This window comes from Actinosynnema sp. NPDC050801, assembly GCF_040673975.1.
Taxonomy (GTDB): domain Bacteria; phylum Actinomycetota; class Actinomycetes; order Mycobacteriales; family Pseudonocardiaceae; genus Actinosynnema.
Genome location: NZ_JBFAQZ010000019.1, coordinates 100,128 through 117,092, shown reverse-complemented (window position 1 = coordinate 117,092; position 16,965 = coordinate 100,128). Strand labels below are relative to the sequence as shown.

General features: G+C 72.5%; 15 protein-coding genes and 1 pseudogene. 7 read left to right on the top strand and 9 right to left on the bottom strand.

Annotation, left to right across the window (positions count from 1 at the left end; all coding sequences use genetic code 11):
• Positions 1–12 precede the first annotated feature (12 nt).
• Entirely contained in the window at positions 13–762 is a 750-nt protein-coding gene (locus tag AB0K14_RS32020; protein ID WP_360457509.1) for an IclR family transcriptional regulator, read from the bottom strand.
• Positions 759–1,727: a sugar kinase gene (locus AB0K14_RS32015; protein ID WP_360457506.1), complete on the bottom strand. Its 969-nt coding sequence runs from the start codon at positions 1,725–1,727 to the stop codon at positions 759–761. The genes AB0K14_RS32020 and AB0K14_RS32015 overlap by 4 nt, the downstream gene beginning before the upstream one ends.
• Before the next feature lie 167 nt (positions 1,728–1,894).
• On the opposite strand from AB0K14_RS32015, the gene AB0K14_RS32010 reads away from it, so the two are divergent.
• Both AB0K14_RS32010 and AB0K14_RS32005 read left to right on the top strand, forming a co-directional pair.
• The gene (locus AB0K14_RS32010) at positions 1,895–3,148 is read left to right on the top strand and encodes an amino acid deaminase (RefSeq protein ID WP_360457503.1); all 1,254 of its coding nucleotides are present in this window, start codon (positions 1,895–1,897) and stop codon (positions 3,146–3,148) included.
• 13 nt (positions 3,149–3,161) lie between these two features.
• Positions 3,162–4,751, top strand: a complete 1,590-nt coding sequence (locus tag AB0K14_RS32005) for a D-aminoacylase (RefSeq protein WP_360457500.1) — start codon at positions 3,162–3,164, stop codon at positions 4,749–4,751.
• Between the two features lie 13 nt (positions 4,752–4,764).
• On the opposite strand, the gene AB0K14_RS32000 is transcribed toward AB0K14_RS32005, so the two are convergent.
• The 3 genes from AB0K14_RS32000 to uvrA all read right to left on the bottom strand — a co-directional run bounded on the left by AB0K14_RS32000 (position 4,765) and on the right by uvrA (position 9,200).
• Positions 4,765–5,655 (bottom strand): hypothetical protein, encoded by an 891-nt coding sequence (locus AB0K14_RS32000; protein ID WP_360457497.1) that lies wholly within the window; start codon positions 5,653–5,655, stop codon positions 4,765–4,767.
• A 90-nt stretch (positions 5,656–5,745) separates the two neighbouring features.
• Positions 5,746–6,213: a polyketide cyclase gene (locus AB0K14_RS31995; protein ID WP_360457494.1), complete on the bottom strand. Its 468-nt coding sequence runs from the start codon at positions 6,211–6,213 to the stop codon at positions 5,746–5,748.
• A gap of 113 nt (positions 6,214–6,326) precedes the next feature.
• Positions 6,327–9,200: an excinuclease ABC subunit UvrA gene (gene uvrA, locus AB0K14_RS31990; protein ID WP_360457487.1), complete on the bottom strand. Its 2,874-nt coding sequence runs from the start codon at positions 9,198–9,200 to the stop codon at positions 6,327–6,329.
• 230 nt (positions 9,201–9,430) lie between these two features.
• Here uvrA and AB0K14_RS31985 point away from each other — a divergent pair, with 230 nt between their 5' ends.
• Positions 9,431–10,222 carry a maleylpyruvate isomerase family mycothiol-dependent enzyme gene (locus AB0K14_RS31985; protein ID WP_360457484.1) on the top strand — a complete coding sequence of 264 codons (792 nt, stop codon included), beginning with the start codon at positions 9,431–9,433 and terminating at the stop codon, positions 10,220–10,222.
• 101 nt (positions 10,223–10,323) lie between these two features.
• On the opposite strand, the pseudogene AB0K14_RS31980 reads toward AB0K14_RS31985, so the two are convergent.
• Positions 10,324–11,262, bottom strand: a pseudogene (locus tag AB0K14_RS31980) (acyltransferase); the annotation flags it as partial.
• Positions 11,263–11,378: 116 nt separating this feature from the next.
• Here AB0K14_RS31980 and AB0K14_RS31975 point away from each other — a divergent pair.
• The gene (locus tag AB0K14_RS31975; RefSeq protein WP_360457481.1) at positions 11,379–12,056 is read left to right on the top strand and encodes an MBL fold metallo-hydrolase; all 678 of its coding nucleotides are present in this window, start codon (positions 11,379–11,381) and stop codon (positions 12,054–12,056) included.
• Positions 12,057–12,206: 150 nt separating this feature from the next.
• Here AB0K14_RS31975 and AB0K14_RS31970 read toward each other — a convergent pair whose 3' ends face one another.
• Together AB0K14_RS31970 and AB0K14_RS31965 are read right to left on the bottom strand one after the other, a co-directional pair.
• Positions 12,207–12,806 (bottom strand): hypothetical protein, encoded by a 600-nt coding sequence (locus tag AB0K14_RS31970; RefSeq protein WP_360457478.1) that lies wholly within the window; start codon positions 12,804–12,806, stop codon positions 12,207–12,209.
• Between the two features lie 33 nt (positions 12,807–12,839).
• The gene (locus tag AB0K14_RS31965) at positions 12,840–13,619 is read right to left on the bottom strand and encodes a methyltransferase domain-containing protein (RefSeq protein ID WP_360457475.1); all 780 of its coding nucleotides are present in this window, start codon (positions 13,617–13,619) and stop codon (positions 12,840–12,842) included.
• Positions 13,620–13,763: 144 nt separating this feature from the next.
• Between AB0K14_RS31965 and rnhA the strand changes: the two genes are divergently transcribed.
• The 3 genes from rnhA to AB0K14_RS31950 all read left to right on the top strand — a co-directional run bounded on the left by rnhA (position 13,764) and on the right by AB0K14_RS31950 (position 16,415).
• Positions 13,764–14,255, top strand: coding sequence for a ribonuclease HI (gene rnhA, locus AB0K14_RS31960; RefSeq protein ID WP_360457472.1), 492 nt, complete (start codon positions 13,764–13,766; stop codon positions 14,253–14,255).
• A 106-nt stretch (positions 14,256–14,361) separates the two neighbouring features.
• Entirely contained in the window at positions 14,362–15,207 is an 846-nt protein-coding gene (locus tag AB0K14_RS31955; RefSeq protein WP_360457469.1) for a hypothetical protein, read from the top strand.
• A gap of 14 nt (positions 15,208–15,221) precedes the next feature.
• Entirely contained in the window at positions 15,222–16,415 is a 1,194-nt protein-coding gene (locus AB0K14_RS31950) for a hypothetical protein (protein WP_360457466.1), read from the top strand.
• Between the two features lie 12 nt (positions 16,416–16,427).
• Here the strand turns inward: AB0K14_RS31950 and AB0K14_RS31945 are convergent, their stop codons facing one another.
• Positions 16,428–16,955, bottom strand: a complete 528-nt coding sequence (locus AB0K14_RS31945; RefSeq protein ID WP_360457463.1) for a hypothetical protein — start codon at positions 16,953–16,955, stop codon at positions 16,428–16,430.
• Positions 16,956–16,965 lie beyond the last annotated feature (10 nt).

Below are 16,965 nucleotides of genomic sequence, written 5' to 3'. Positions count from 1 at the left end.
TCTGGTGGTTCGTCAGTCGCGCGGCGTCCAGCCGCACTCGACGGACGCGGCCCGCGCGGTGGCGAGCAGGTCGGGCAGGTGGCCGAGCAGGCCGTCGAAGTCGAGCAGCACCTTGGGCACGGACAGGGACACGGCCGCGACGACCTCGCCGCGGGCGCCGCGCACGGGTGCGGCGACGCAGTGGATGAAGTCCTCGTGCTCGGCGTTGTCCACCGCGTAGCCGGCGGTGCGGACGCGGTCGAGCTCGGCCAGGTAGGCCTCGGGTGAGGTGATGGTGTTGGCGGTCAGCGGCACGTAGTCGATGGACCGGGCGACCTCGCGGCGGCGCGGCTCGGGCAGGTCGGACAGCAGCACCTTGGCCACGGCGGTGCAGTGCAGCGGTGCCCGTCTGCCGATGCGCGAGTACATCCGCATCGGGTGGGTGCTGTCGTACTTGTCGATGTAGATGACCTCGCCGTCCTCGTAGGACGCGAGGTGCACGGTGTAGCCGGTGCGGGTGTTGAGGTCGCGCAGGGCGTTCTCGGCGCTGCGCCGCACGTCGCGTTCCTCCAGGGCCCGGTTGGCCAGGTCGAACAGGGCGGTGCCCAGCCGGTAGTGGTGCACGCCCTCGCGCTGCACGAACCGGTGCGACTCCAGGGTGCGCAGCAGCCTCATGGTGGTGGACTTGTGCACCTCGATGACACCCGACAGCTCTTCGAGCGTCTTCGGTCCGGTGGCCAGTTGACCCACCAGGGTCAGCGCCCGGTCCAGGCTCTGGCTCATCGACGGCTCCTCAGGTGTGCGGCGGCCCACGTGCGGGAGTCGGCGTCCAGCAGTGGCGCGGTCACCGCGGACGGCAGTGGTTCGCCGACATCCTCCCTGGTGAGCAGGGCGGCGGCGGCTTGGAGGTGCCCGACGCGCAGCCGGCGGGCCGGTGGCTGCCCGGAGAGGTGGGCGGCGAGGTAGCCGGCGGCGAACGCGTCGCCCGCGCCGACGGGTTCCACCACGTCCACCCGCAGTCCCGGCTGGAACGTCGTCGCACCGCCCTCGACCACGGTCGCGCCGCGGGCGCCGTGCTTGACCACGAGCGTCGTCGGGCCGGGCAGCAGTGACCGCAGGTCGGCGGGGTCGCCGGTGCCCCACACGACCTCCGCCTCGTCCGAGCCGGCGAGCACGACGTCCGCCGCGTCGGCCAGGTCGCGCAGCACGGAGGGGTCGCGGTCGCGCCACAGCGCGGGCCGCCAGTTGAGGTCGAACGACACGAGCGCGGTCCTCGGTCGGCGCAGCACCGCGCGCACCAGGTCCAGGCAGCTGTCCGACAGCGCCGCGGTGATCCCGCTGACGTGCACCAGCGCGACGTCGTCCAGGCGCAGCCGGTCCAGCGCGTCGGGGCCCATCGCGGAGGCCGCCGAGCCGCGCCGGTAGTAGCGCACGGCGCTGCCGGCGGCGTCGGCTTCCTTGACGTAGAGGCCGGTCGGCCGGTCGGGATCCACGCGCACGTCGGTGACGTCGACGCCCGCGCCGCCGATCGCGTCGAGGACCGCGCCGCCGAACGCGTCGTCGCCCACGGCGCCGACCCACCGGCTGCGCACCCCCAGCCGCGCGAGGTGGATGGCCACGTTGGACTCGGCGCCGCCGATGGCCCGGGTCCAGGTGCGCGCGGCGCGCACCGGTCCGGGTTCGGCGGGCACCAGCACCGCCATGGTCTCGCCCAGGCACACCACGCCGCCCGGCAGGTCGAACCGCATCCTTGCTCCTTGATCGACGGTGCCGGCCGGCGGACGTCGGCCCGGTGACGGGCGCGGTCGGGTGACCGGCGTCGGTTGATTGACGGCGGGGCGACCGAATGTTACACACTCCAGCAGCACATCGCGCAATAGCCGTTGCGTAACATGCAACGTGAGGAGCGACTGACGTGGACCTCGACGCTGTGGCCGCCATCCGCGACGAGCGGGTCGACTGGCGGTTCAAGGGCCTGCCGGCCGACGCGTTCGGCGCGACGATCGGCGACGTGGCCGAGCGCCGGCTCGACCTGTTCGCCGACGGGTTCGTCGGTCCGCTGGTCGTGCTGGACGCGGCCGCGCTGGAGCACAACCTGGCCACCATGGCCCGGTGGTGCGCCGACCGCGGCGTGCTGCTCGCGCCGCACGGCAAGACGACCATGGCCCCGCAGCTGTTCGCCCGCCAGTTGGCGCACGGCGCGTGGGGCATCACCGCGGCCAACACCAGCCAGCTGCGGGTCTACCGGGCGTTCGGGGTGGAGCGGGTGCTGCTGGCCAACCAGCTCGTGGACCCGGCCGGGCTGCGGTGGCTGGCCGCCGAACTGGCCGCCGACGACACGTTCGAGTTCACCTGTTGGGTGGATTCCGTCGCGGGCGTGGCCCGGATGACCGAGGCGCTGGGCACGCCGGCGCGACCGGTCGACGTGCTGGTCGAGCTGGGCGCGCGCGGCGGGCGGACGGGCGCGCGCGACCAGGCCACGGCGCTGGAGGTGGCCCGTGCCGCCGCCGCGAGCCCGGCGTTGCGGCTGGTCGGCGTCGGCGGCTACGAGGGCGCGCTGGCGCACGACGCGTCACCCGCGGCGCGGTCCGTCGTGGACGACTACCTGACCTCGTTGCGGGAGCTGGCGATCGCGCTGCGGGACCTGTTCGCCGTGGACGAGCCGATCGTCACCGCGGGCGGCAGCGCGTACTTCGACCAGGTGGCCGCGGCGCTCACCCGGCCGTGGCCGTTCCCGGTGCGGCCGGTGCTGCGCAGCGGCGCGTACATCACCCACGACGACGGCTTCTACCGCGGCATCTCGCCGCTGGCCCGCACGCCCGGCGCGCAACCGTTCCGCGGCGCGCTGCGCGCGTGGGCGCAGGTCACCTCACGGCCCCAGGCCGGCCTGGCGCTGCTCACGCTGGGCAAGCGGGACGCGTCGTTCGACGAGGGGCTGCCCGAACCGCAGGTCGTGCGCGGCCGTGACGGCGTCGAGCGGCCGTTCGCGGCGGAGGTCACCGCGCTCAACGACCAGCACGCGTTCGTGCGGCTGTCCGGTGACGACGTGGAGGTCGGCGACTGGGTCGGCCTGGGCCTGTCGCACCCCTGCACGGTGTTCGACAAGTGGCCGCTGATCCCGGTGGTCGAGGGCACCACCGTGGTCGACCTGGTGCGCACCTACTTCTAGGGGGACCGTCGCCGTGGACATCGTCTTCAGGGGCGCGCGGGTCGTCGACGGCACCGGCGCGCCCGCCTACCGGGCCGACGTCGGCGTGCGCGACGGGCGGATCGCCGCGATCGGCGACCGGGTCGACGGCGGCCGGGTGGTCGACGCCGACGGCCGGGTCCTCACCCCCGGCTTCATCGACATGCACTCCCACTCCGACCTCCAGGTGCTGGCCGAGCCCGACCACCTGGCGAAGGTCTCGCAGGGCGTGACCACCGAGGTCCTGGGCCAGGACGGGCTGTCCTACGCGCCCGCGGACGACGACGTGCTGGCCGTGCTGCGCGCCCAGCTGGCCGGGTGGAACGACGACCCGCCCGGGTTCGACTGGGACTGGCGCACGGTCGGCGAGTACCTGGACCGCCTCGACCGGGGAATCGCGGTCAACGCCGCCTACCTCGTGCCGCAGGGCACGCTGCGGATGCTGTGCGTCGGCCAGGACGACCGGCCCGCCACCGACGCCGAGCTGGACCGGATGCGCGAGGTGCTGGCGCGGTCGTTGCGGGAGGGCGCGGTGGGCATGTCGTCCGGCCTGACCTACACCCCCGGCATGTACGCCGACACCGCCGAGCTGACCGGCCTGTGCCGGGTCGTCGGCGAGCTCGGCGGGTTCTACAGCCCCCACCACCGCAGCTACGGCGCGGGCGCGCTGGCGGCGTACGCGGAGATGGTGCGCGTGTCGCGCGACTCCGGCTGCCCGCTGCACCTCGCGCACGCCACGATGAACTTCGAGGTCAACCGCGGACGGGCGGGCGAGCTGCTGGACCTGCTCGACCGGGCGATCGCGGCGGGCGCGGACATCACCCTCGACACCTACCCCTACCTGCCCGGCGCGACCTACCTGTCGGCGTTGCTGCCGAGCTGGGCGGGCTCGGGCGGCCCCGAGGCGACGCTCACCCGATTGTCCGATGTGGACACCCGGGAGCGGATCCGGGTCGAGATCGAGGAGACCGGCTCCGACGGCTGCCACGGCGTGCCGGTCGACTGGACCACGATCGAGGTCAACGGGGTGCGCCAGGCGGAGAACGCGCACCTCGTCGGCTCCTCGATCGCCGAGTCCGCGCGCCGCGCCGGGCGCCCGCCCGCCGACCTGTTCTTCGACGTCCTGCTGTCCGAACGGCTCGGCACCTCGTGCCTGATGCACGTCGGCCACGAGGACAACGTCCGGGCGATCATGCGGCACCCCGCGCACACCGGCGGCAGCGACGGGCTGCTCGTCGGCGACCGGCCCCACCCGCGCGCGTGGGGCACCTTCCCCCGCTACCTCGCCCGGTACGTGCGCGAGCTCGGCGTGCTGGGCCTGGAGGAGTGCGTCGCCCACCTGACCGGGCGGGCCGCGCGGCGGCTGCGGCTGACCGACCGGGGGCTCGTGCGCGAGGGGTACGCGGCGGACCTCGTGCTGTTCGACCCGGACACCGTCGCCGACACCGCCACCTTCGAGGCGCCCCGGCAGGCCGCCGCGGGCATCACCCACGTCCTCGTCAACGGCGTCGCCGTGCTGCACGAGGGCCGGCGGACCGACGCCCTGCCCGGACGTGCCCTGCGCAACCCCCGCAGCCGCGGCTGATCGACCGGTCGTCTCACCCGCCCGCCTTCGTGCCGTCCGGCTTGGCGGCGAACCACACCCCGCCCACGCCGTGGCCCTTCGCGTCACCGCACACCACGTCGTCGGCGAACAGGTACAGCGGCCACCCGGCGACCGTGGCCTGCAACGTGCCGTCCGCGCGGGTCACCGCGCCCACCGCCGACGGGTCCACGCCCTGCACGCCGAACCCGGGCGCGTCCACCAGCAGCGGCGGCCACTTCGCCGCGCAGTCGCCGTCGCAGTTCGACGCCGACGGGTCGGCGGTGTCCCGGTCGAACCGGTACAGCGTCATGCCGTCCTTGTCGGTCAGCACCGTGCCCAGGTCGCCGACGGACGCGGTCGTCAGCACCACACCCGGCGCGGGCGCCGCCTTCCTGCCATCCGGCGCGGCCACGAACCACGTGCCGCCCACGCCCTGCCCCTTGGCCTGGCCGGGCGCCGTGTCCTCGGCGAACCGGTACACCGGCCACCCGGCCACGGTGACCTGCCTGGTGCCGTCCGCGCGGTCGAGGGTCGTCACCAGCGCCCGGTCGACCCCACGCAGCCGCACGTCACCGGACGTGGCCAGCAGCGGCGGCCACATCCGCGCGCAGTCACCGTCGCAAGTGGACGTCGACGGGTTGGCCGTGTCCCGGTCGAACCGGTACAGCGTCAGGCCCTCACCGTCGGTCAGCACCGTGCCCAGGCCCGGCACCACGGCGGTGGTCAGCACCGGCTGTTCGGGCGGGGCGATCTCGCCGCCCGCCTTCGCCGGTTCACCCGCGACCGGCCCCGACGCCTGCTCCCGCCCCGCGGGCCGCGCGGTGCCCTCCTGGGTCGCGGTGCCGCAAGCGCCGAGCAGGGCGATACCGAGGACGGCGGCGACGACGGCACGAGTGCGGGTCATGGTGGACCTCCCTGAGGCGATCGGATGCCACCCACACGCACGGCGAGCCCGGACGGTTCACCCGGATCCGGTGATTTTCCGCGCCCGGTCTCAGCTGTTCTCCAGCGCCGCCCGGAACCCGGCCAGGTAGGTGCGCAGACCGCGCTGGCCGCTGCGCATCATCAGCTCGTGGTTGGCCTTGAGCAGCGGTCGGCTCACCAGCGCCAGGCCGCGCAGCAGCGGCTTGCGCACCACCACCTCCTGCTCGTAGAGCAGCCGCGACCCGGCGCCCTCGGGGAAGATGCGCCAGCTCGCCGTGCCGTCCAGGTCTCCGACCAGGTCGGCGCGCAGCAAGCCCGCCTCCGGCTCCCGGGCGTTGTGGTGCGCCTGGAACACCAGGTCGTAGGGCAGCACGGAACGGCACCGCAGCTCGGCCGCGTCCTCGGCGACCTGGCGGGCGGCACGCACCTCCCGCCACCACTGCGGGTAACTGCCCAGGTCGGCGAGCACCTCGAAGGCGTGCCCCGGCGAGGTGTCCACCGACCAGACGCTGCGGAAGCGGTAGGAGTTCAGCGGCATGCCGCCATGGTTGCCCACGCCGGCCACCGGTCCAACCTCCTGCGTGCCCGGGTCTGACCTCCCGGGTGCCTCGGTCGGTCCCGGGTGCCCGGTTCGACCTCCCGCGCGAACGGTCAGCCGACCGCCGCCGTCGCGGGCAGCACCTCGCGCAGGAACTGCCCGGTGTAGCTGTCCTCGACCTCCGCGACCTGCTCCGGCGTGCCCTCGGCCACCACCATGCCGCCGCCGGACCCGCCCTCGGGACCCATGTCGACCAGCCAGTCCGAGGTCTTGACCACGTCGAGGTTGTGCTCGATCACGATCACCGTGTTGCCCTTGTCGACCAACCCGTTGATCACGCCGAGCAGCTTGCGGATGTCCTCGAAGTGCAGACCGGTCGTCGGCTCGTCGAGGATGTACACCGTCTTGCCGGTGGACCGCTTCTGCAGCTCCGCCGCCAGCTTCACCCGCTGCGCCTCGCCGCCGGACAGGGTCGGCGCGGGCTGCCCCAGCCGCACGTACCCCAGGCCGACGTCGACCAGCGTGCGCAGGTGCCGGTGGATCGCGTTGATCGGCTCGAAGAACGTCGCGGCCTCCTCGATCGGCATGTCGAGGACCTCGGAGATCGTCTTGCCCTTGTAGTGCACTTCCAGCGTCTCGCGGTTGTACCGGGCGCCCTTGCACACCTCGCACGGCACGTACACGTCCGGCAGGAAGTTCATCTCGATCTTGATCGTGCCGTCGCCCGCGCACGCCTCGCAGCGCCCGCCCTTGACGTTGAACGAGAACCGGCCCGGCTGGTAGCCGCGCACCTTCGCCTCGGTGGTGGCCGCGAACAGCTTGCGGATGTGGTCGAACACACCCGTGTAGGTGGCCGCGTTCGACCGGGGCGTGCGGCCGATCGGCGACTGGTCGACCTGCACCAGCTTGTCGACCTGGTCCAACCCGCGCACCCGGGTGTGCCTGCCCGGCACCTGCCGCGCGCCGTTGAGCTTGTTCGCCAGCACCGTCGCCAGGATGTCGTTGACCAGCGTGGACTTGCCCGAACCGGACACGCCGGTGACCGAGACCAGGCAGCCGAGCGGGAACGACACGTCGATGCCGCGCAGGTTGTGCTCGCGCGCGCCGACCACCGTGAGCTGCCGCTTCTTGTCGACCTTGCGGCGGGTGGCGGGCATCGCGATCTCCTTGCGCCCCGCCAGGTAGGCGCCGGTGATCGACTCCTTGTTCTTGAGCAGCTCCCGGTACGGGCCGCTGTGCACGACCTTGCCGCCGTGCTCACCCGCGCCGGGGCCGATGTCGACCACCCAGTCGGAGGTGCGGATGGTGTCCTCGTCGTGCTCGACGACGATCAGCGTGTTGCCCAGGTCGCGCAGCCGGATGAGGGTCTCGATCAGCTTGTGGTTGTCGCGCTGGTGCAGGCCGATCGACGGCTCGTCCAGCACGTACAGCACGCCGACCAGGCCCGAGCCGATCTGCGTGGCCAACCTGATCCGCTGCGCCTCACCACCGGAGAGGGTGCCGGACGCGCGGTCCAGCGACAGGTAGTTCAGGCCCACGTCGAGCAGGAAGTGCAGCCGGGCCTGGATCTCCTTGAGCACCGCGCCCGCGATCATCGACTCGCGCTTGCCCAGCTTGAGCCCGTCGAGGAACTCCGAGCACTCGGCCACCGACATGTTGCACACCTCGGCGATGGACTTGTCGCCCTTGCGCCCGTGGTGCAGCGTGACGGCCAGGATCTCCGGCTTGAGGCGGGTGCCCTGGCAGGTGGGGCACGGCACCTCCCGCATGTAGCCCTCGTACTTCTCCCGCATGTACTCGGACTCGGTCTGCTCCTGCCGCCGTTCCAGGAACGGGATCACGCCCTCGTAGTTGGCGTAGTAGGAGCGCTCGCGGCCGTAGCGGTTCTTGTAGCGGACGTTGACCTGCTCGTCGACGCCGTGCAGCACCGCCTTCTGCACCTTGGCGGGCAGCTGCCGCCACGGCGTGTCCGTGCGGAACCCGATCGCGAGGCCCAGCGACTCCAGCAGGCGGGTGAAGTACTCGGCGGTCTGGCCGGAGGCCCACGGCGCGATCGCGCCCTCGGCCAGCGACAGCTCGTCGTCCGGCACGACCAGCTCCGGGTCGACCTCCTTGCGCACGCCGATGCCGGTGCACGCCGGGCACGCGCCATAGGGCGAGTTGAACGAGAACGACCGCGGCTCCAGGTCCTCGATCGCCAGCGGGTGGCCGTTCGGGCAGGCCAGGTTCTCCGAGAAGCCGCGCACCCGGCGCGGGTCGGTCTCCGGGACGTCCACGAACTCCAGCTCGACCAGGCCGTCGGCCAGCCGCAGCGCCGTCTCCACCGAGTCGGTCAGCCGCTGCTTGGCGCTCGTCTTCACGCTCAGCCGGTCGATCACGACCGCGATGTCGTGCTTCTCCTGCTTCTTCAGCTTCGGCACCTCGCCGAGGGCGTACACGACGCCGTCGACCTTGGCGCGCGAGTAGCCCTGCGACTGGAGGGTGGAGAACAGGTCGAGGTACTCGCCCTTGCGGCCCCGGATGACGGGGGCGAGCACCTGGAACTTGGTGCCCGACTCCATCGCCAGCACCTGGTCCACGATCTGCTGCGGCGTCTGCTTGCTGATCGCCTCGCCGCAGGTGGGGCAGTGCGCCTTGCCCGCGCGGGCGTAGAGCAGCCGCAGGTAGTCGTAGACCTCGGTGATGGTGCCCACGGTCGAGCGCGGGTTGCGGCTGGTGGACTTCTGGTCGATCGACACCGCGGGCGACAGGCCCTCGATGAAGTCGACGTCCGGCTTGTCCATCTGGCCGAGGAACTGCCGCGCGTACGCCGACAGCGACTCGACGTAGCGGCGCTGGCCCTCGGCGAAGATCGTGTCGAAGGCGAGGCTGGACTTGCCCGAGCCGGACAGCCCGGTGAACACGATGAGGCTGTCCCTCGGCAGGTCGAGGTCCACCCCTCGCAGGTTGTGCTCGCGCGCCCCGCGAACGACAAGCCGGTCTGCCACAACGGTTCCCTTCGGTTTTTGACCTTCCCCCGAACAGACGTTCGAAAAGCGTATCGGACCACTGCGTCAGCCCTGTCGGGGAGGGCGTCAACCATGCTAGGGGCGGGCACCGACAAAACCCGTTCCGGGCACTTCCACGATCGTGCGCCAACGGCTCTACCGGTCGGTAGTGAACGCCCCTACGCTGGGGTGATAGGCCGTTCGGCCGCATACGCCGGGATGAGGTGCCCATGAGCTTCGCTGATGCCGCCCAGGTCCGATCCGCCCAGACGAGCGTACCCGCGCCCCGAGAGCAGTCGGCCGCGGTCCAGGACGCGGTCGCCGGGCTCGCCGAGGTCGAACGTGCGACGCGGGCGTTGTACGAGGTCGTCGCCGAGCTGGACCTGGTGGCGCTGCGCGGTCCGAGCCTGCTGCCGGGCTGGAGCCGGGGCCACGTGGTGACGCACCTCGCACGCAACGCCGACGCCCTGGTGAACCTGCTCACGTGGGCCAAGACCGGCGTGGAGCACCAGATGTACCCGAGCGCGGCCGACCGCGACGCCGACATCGCCGAGGGCTCGGGCCGGCTGCCGCAGCTGCTGCGCGCCGACCTCGACGCGGCGTGCCAGCGCTTCGCCACGGCCGCCCGCGAGCTGCCGCCCACCGCGTGGGAGGCGGAGGTCGTGCACCCGAAGGCGGGGCCGTTCCTGGCGCACCGGGTGCCATGGCTGCGGCTGCGCGAGGTGTGGTTCCACCTCGTCGACCTGGACCGCGGCACCGGGTTCGCCGACCTGCCGCCGCACCTGCTGGAGCACTTCCTGGAGGACGTCGTCGGCCAGTACGCCGACCGGGCCGACGTGCCCGCCGTGCGGGTCGAGGCGGTGTTCCCGGACGGTCGTCAGCGCAGCTGGGAGCTGACCGCGGCGGGCGGGACGTCGGCCGCGGTGAACGGCGCGGCGGCCGACGTGCTGGCGTGGCTCACCGGCCGCCAGAGCGGTGCGCGGCTGAACGGGACGGTGCCGACGCTGCCCAAGTGGCTCTGAGCGGCGTGCAGGTGGGCGCTGAGCAGGACGCCCGCCACGGCCGGCCGGCTCGCCGTGAGCACCCGGTGCGCCGGCCGTTCCACGAACTTGGTGAGCAGCCAGCCCAGGACGACGGCGGTGCCGGTGAAGGCCGCCAGCTCCGCCCACGGCCCGCCGTGCGGCGCGACCTTCGCCATCACCAGGTAGCCGATCTCCTGGTGGACCAGGTAGACGCCGTAGGAGATGCCGGCCAGCCACCTGATGGGCCGGGCGAGCACGCGCAGGGGCGCGACGTCCCAGTCCGGGCCGCCCGCCGCGGCGCACACGCCGATCAGCAGCACGCCGAGCCCGATGGTCGACGCGAGGTCGGCGCTGTGCACGGCTTGGGCCAGCAGTGACGCGGTGAGCAGCGCGAACAGGTGCCGGTCGCCGAGCCGCGCCCGCGACCACAGCCAGATGCCGACGCCGATGGCGAACAGCTGCCCGCGGTGCACGCCCAGGCCGTCGTAGAGGGTGCGGATCGCGCCGGGCTCGACCGTCCAGACCCTGGTGACCAGGGGTGCGACGACGAGCGTCCAGAGCAGCGGCTTGACCGCCCGGCCGCGGACGCGCGAGGCCAGCAGCGCGCCCGCGACGAAGCCCGTGACCTGCACCGGGAGGGTCCAGTAGGAGAAGTCGACCAGGCGGACGCCGGGGAACCAGTTCTGCAGCATGAGGACGTTGAAGAGCAGGTCGCGCGGTTCGAGGTGGCTCCAGCCCTCCGGTGCCAGGTGGCGCAGCACGGCGTACGTGCCGGTGGCGGCCACCACGTAGGCCGGGACCAGGCGGGCCAGGCGGTGGCGCAGGAAGCGGGCCGGTTCGCCCTTGGCCAGCGAGGCGCAGGCGAAGTAGGCGGAGAGGACGACGAGCCCGCTGGCGCCGAACTCCAGGGCGAAGACGAAGGACGGTCGGCCGAGTTCGGAGTGGACGGACGGTCCGGCGTGGGTGGCGTGCTGGAGGAGCACGCACAGCACGGCCAGGATGCGCAGGACGTCCCAGTTGATCCGACGTTTGGTAGGCACGAGGTGGAAGAACCCTAATCAGACGACATCGGAGTGGCGGCGGCGAGCGTTACAAACCCTAAGGGGTCGACGTGCGGGGGTCCTGAAGGGTGTCCGGTCGGATACGGTCGGCCATTGTGGACGTACTAGAGGACTACACGGGGCATGTATCGCCGGGCGGACCGGCGGCACGGCGCACCCTGGACGCGTTGACCATCACGAAGGTCTCGGTGGGGCCGATGGACAACAACGCGTACCTGCTGGTCTGCCGTGCGACGAACGAGGGTCTGCTCATCGACGCGGCGGCCGACCCGCAGCGGCTGTCGGACCTGGTCGGGCACTCGGTGAACCGGCCGAGGCTGAAGACGGTGGTGACCACCCACCAGCACGCCGACCACTGGGGCGCCCTGGGCGCGGTGGCGGGGGCGAACGGCTCGAACACCGTCGCGCACGCGGCGGACGCGGACGTGCTCCCCATCCCGCCGGACGTGCTGGTCGGGCACGGGGACACCGTGCACGTCGGCGAGGTCCCCCTGACGGTGGTCCACCTGCGCGGCCACACGCCGGGCTCGATCGCCCTGCTGTACCGCGACCCGACCGGCCACCCCCACCTGTTCACCGGTGACTCTCTGTTCCCGGGCGGCGTGGGCAAGACCACGTCGCCCTCGGACTTCGCCTCGTTGATCGACGACGTGTCGTCCCGGATCTTCGCCGAACTACCGGACGACACCTGGTTCTACCCCGGTCACGGGGACGACTCCACCCTGGGGGCTGAACGTCCTCACCTGGACGAGTGGCGTTCGCGCGGCTGGTGACTCGCGGATCCCGGAAAGCCGTTGCGAGAGGGTCCGCGACCTCCTCGACGCCGACCTGATCCACGGCCGGCCGACCCCTCCGGGTGACGCACCCGACGGGGTCGGCCCGGGACGCCCACCCGCACGCGCGGCGGTTGTGGGTTGGATCCGCTACGCGTTCCGCTCCACGGCGTCCAGTACGTCGAGGTAGCCGTCGCCGACGCGCCACAGGGCGTCCGAGACGGCGGTGAGCTTGCCGGGGCTCCAGCGCTTCTCCTCGTAGGCGCGGCTGTGGCGGCGCAGGGCGCGCAGGCTCACGGCCAGCTCGTCGCGCAGCCGCGCCCGCACCTCGTCCGCTCCCGGCGCCGGCAGTCGGAACTGCTCGCCGCGCCCGTCCGCGAGGGCCGCGACCGCCTCCTCCACCACCCCGTCCACCGGGTCCCAGACCAGCACGGGCCGGTGGACGTGGTGGTTCCAGACCGGGGCGTGCGCCGACCGCCACAGGGCCCTGATCGGGTTCCTCGCCACCCGCGTCGCGTTGGCCCAGTGCTCCGCGCCGTGCGGCTCGCTCAACCACGGCACGTCGTCGACCGGCAGGTCGACCACCACGGCGACGGTCACCTGTTCGAGATCACGTGGCTCGCCGAGGACGTCGCCCACGGCCCACAACCGCACCACCCGCAACGGCTGGATCGAGGTCGGCAGGCTCGCCAGCTCACCGCACTTGACCGCCAACTCCTCGACGTGCCGCACCGCCCGTGTCCACTTCACCCGCCCATCCTCGCCCAACCCGCGGCGCGGCCCTCACTTCCGGCCGGTCAGCACGGTCACGTGCACGTGCTCGGTGAACGGCCCGTGGGGTTCGAGCGCACGGCGGATCCGCTCGGTGAAGTCCGCACGCCGCGCCGGGAGCCGGTCGACGGGCAGCGCCGAGAGGACACCGCCCACAATGGACTCGACGTCCAGCGTGCCGACGTAGTCCACACCGTGCACGTCCACCCGGAACCCGGCGCCGGCCAGGCTCTCCCGGTACCGCGCCTGGCTCTCCTCGTCCGTGCCGCACGCGTTGCCCGCCGGCTGACCCAGCCACTGCTCCAGGCACCCGCGCAACGCCCGCGACCAGTCGGTGTCCTGCAACCACAGCGGGGTGCCGTTGGTCAGCACGGCCACACCCCCACCCGACCGGACCAGCGGGAACACGTCGCGGAACAGGTCGTCGGGCCGCATCCAGTGCAGCGCCTGGCCGATCGTGACCACGCCGACCGACCCGTCGCCGAGCACCCCGCGCAACGCGGGCACGTCGGCGTCCGTCCCGACCACCCAGGCCAGGTTCGCCGCACCCCGCTCCGCCGCCGCACGCCGGCCGTGCGCCAGCATGTCCGGCTCCGGGTCGACCCCGACCACCGCGCGGACCCGGGCCGCGAGGGGCACCGTCACCTGACCGGTGCCGCACCCGAGGTCCACCGCGACGTCGTCCGGCGTCAGCCTGAACGACTCCACCAGCGCGTCGAACACCGCGGGCGGATACCCCCGCCGGTACCGGTGGTAGAACTCCGCCACCTCACCCCTGAAACCCAGTGCCATGTCCCCAGCGTGCCCACGGCCGCCGGTGCGACGACAGCGATTGCGCTTTCGGCGCAACGGCGCGGCGGAACGGCGGTCGCCCGGGGCAATGGCGGTCGCGCGGCGGAAGGCGGTCGCGCGGCGGAGCGGCCCGGCCCACTCGGTATGTTGCGCCGCATGGAGCAGGTGGTGGAGATCTACACCGACGGCGCGTGCAGCGGGAACCCCGGACCGGGCGGGTGGGGCGCCGTGCTGCGGTACGGGGCGCACGAGCGTGACCTGTTCGGCGGGGAGTCGACGGCCACCACCAACAACCGGATGGAGCTGATGGCCCCGATCCGGGCGTTGGAGACGCTCAAGCGGCCGTCCGCGGTGCGGATCTACACCGACAGCACGTACGTCCGCAACGGCGTCCTGTCCTGGATGGCCAAGTGGAAGGCCAACGGCTGGCTCACCACGAGCAGGCAGCCGGTCAAGAACGTCGACCTGTGGCAGCGCCTCGACGCCGCCGCCGCACCCCACCAGGTCGAGTGGCACTGGGTGAAGGGGCACGCCGGGCACCCGGAGAACGAGCGCGCGGACCGGCTCGCGGTCCGCGGCGTCCGCGCGGCGACGGAGTCGGACCTGCGGGCGGACGTCGTGCACGACGGGAGTTGAGCCCGGCAATTCCATTCGACCCCGAAGCAATTCCCCCGCGAACGGCGCGCGGTCACGATCTCGTCGACCGGCGGATAACGCGGCACGGGCTCGTTATCCTGCGTCCATGGGGCGCCGGAAAGGCCGCGGCAACAGGGCGGACGCGGTCGCGGTAGAGCAGGGGAATTCGCAGCGGAAGAGTCGGCGGGTGGCGGTGTACGCCATCGTCGCCCCTTTGGTGCTGACCGCGGTGATGGCCACCGTCTTCTTCCAGGAGGCGGTCGACGTCGTGGTCGGCTCGACCGGTGTCGACCCCACCTCGATCGAAACCCGGTGGCCGCTGAAGTTCGGCTGCGACCTCGCCGGTGTGGTGGCGATGCCGAAGGGCGGGAAAGGGCTCGACGACCTCGGCATCACCTTCGCCGAGGACCCCAGGCAGACCGCCGTGAAAGCGGGAGCCGGGGCGTGGGGCCGCGGCACCCTCTACGTTTCCCTGCGCACGAGCAAGGACAACGAGGTCGTCGTCAACAGCGTGCAGCCCAAGCACGTCACCAGGACCGACGAGGTCGCCGTCGACTGGCTGCTGTCCCAACCGGCCACCTGCGGCGGTGAACCGGGCGCGTGGCCGCGGGCGCCCTACCAACTCGACCTGGAAACCGGGTCCTTCGCCAAGGTCGACGACGAGGGCAAGGTGCAGCCGCTCGACTTCGTGGACCGGGTGGTGAAGGTGGACGATCCCTTCACCTTCTTCGTCGACGTGACGGGTTGCTCGGGTACCTACCGGTGGCTTTTGGAGGTCAAGTACTCCTACCGCGGCCACGAATACACCAGAACGGTCGGTTCGGTCGAAAATCCGTTGTTGTCGATCGGCGGAAGCACCGACGCGGCCGTCTACGAGTCGAATCCCGGCACGACCGAACCGGGCCGGTGGTACGAGACCGTGCCGAGCCTGGACAAGCCACCCTGCGAGTGAGGACCTGAGCACCGATGCGCCCGTTGATCAAGGTGGTCGCGGTTGTCGCCCTCCTGTCGCTCCTCGTCTCCAGCACGGCGCCAGGCGGTCGTCCGAACGCGGCCGACGCACGTCCGGCCGCCCCTGTCGAACCCGCCGCGCAGCCGGAGTCGTGGCGGTTCACGTCGATCGAGGAGATCAGCGGCGACGGCCGCCCGTTCGACGCGGACCTCGTCGTCTCCTTCGCCGCCGGGTTCATCGCGGTCCGGGAGTCGACGGTGCGGTTCTGGTTCTCCCCGGACGGCACGTCGTGGCGGCGGGCACCCCTGGACAACCTCTTCCCGGGCCTGCCGGGGAACGCCTACGGCACCTACATGCTGGCCGAGCACGACGGCAAGGCGTACGCCTTCACGAGGGAGCGGCGAGACGGTTCGTACCCCACGCGCCCGGCCGCGTTCGCCACCGCCGACGGCGTGGTCTGGCAGGACGTCTCGGACGAGTTCCCCTTCCACACCTACACCGTGCCGCCGGCCGAGACGGGCAACCCCCTGGGCACCGCCGCGGAGATCGCCGGCGCCTCGCTGGACGGTGAGTGGGCACTCCTCTACGACTCGCTCTCCTGGGCCCGGGCGCCGGTCGACGGACGGCGGACCTGGCGCTCCGCGGACGCCTTCCCGTTCGTCTGCTCCTTCGCCAACCGCGCCACCACGGAGCTCGGCCACCTCTTCCTGGGCGGTTGCGGCGGCAACGAGCACACCGGGGAGCAGCCGTACGGCAACATCGTCGCCCTCACCCGGACGGGGAAACTCGTCGACCTGCACGAGGACGTGCCGCTGCTGTGGGGCAGCACCGCGGCGTCGTCCGACGGCTCGACCCTGATCTTCGACGCGCACAGCTTCACCAGGTCCGACGACGGCAGGTCCTGGTCGACGCCGGTTCGCCTGCCGATCCCCGACGAGTTCGCGGGGCTGGTGGTCGAGCAGGCGATCGCGGTCGGCGGCGGCATCCTCGTCTTCGGCCAGGCAGTGCCCCGGGGCGGCACGGTGGGGCTGCCCGCGGTGTGGCGGACCGACGAGGGGACGTCGTGGAGCTTCACGCAGCTGGAGCCCTACCACCGGGAGGGCTCGCTGCGGGGGGCGGCCGAGAAGGACGGCCGGGTGGTCGTCCTCGCCCACGGCTTCGACCACACCAAGGGCGTCCGCACCGCGGGCGTGTTCGTGAACCGGTGAGCGGGGCCGCGGTCAGATCAACGGGCACGTGTCGTACATGACCTCGAACAGGCGTGAGGACTCCGGCGTCCGCCCCGGCGGCAGGTCGAAGTAGCCCTTGGCGGCCTCCACGCAGGTGCTGAGCAGGCCGTTCTCGGTGGACAGGGTGGACTGGCGCGACCGGTTGGACTCCAGGGCCGCGTCGAGCTCTTCCTGCTGCCCCCTCAGGTCGGCGAGGCTGCGCTCGCGGTCCACGACGGTCGCGGCCACGCCGTCGCGGTCGGCTCGTTCGCCGAAGTAGAGGACGGTGAACGTGGCGGTGGCGATGGCGAGCACGGCGGCCAGCGCGATCAGCACGACGACCGGCGCACGGCTCGGGCGGGCCGGCGGCGGTGCCGGCTGGGACTGCGGCGGCTGAGGCGGCTGGAGCGCCGGGAACTGCTGCGCCTGCCCGGACGCGGGTTCGGAGGTGAACGGCGGCGGCGCGAGCGGTGGTGCGAACGGCTGCGCGAACGGTTGCGGCGGGGTCGTGGGCTGGCGGTCGGCTTCGGGCGTGGTCATGGGTGCTCCC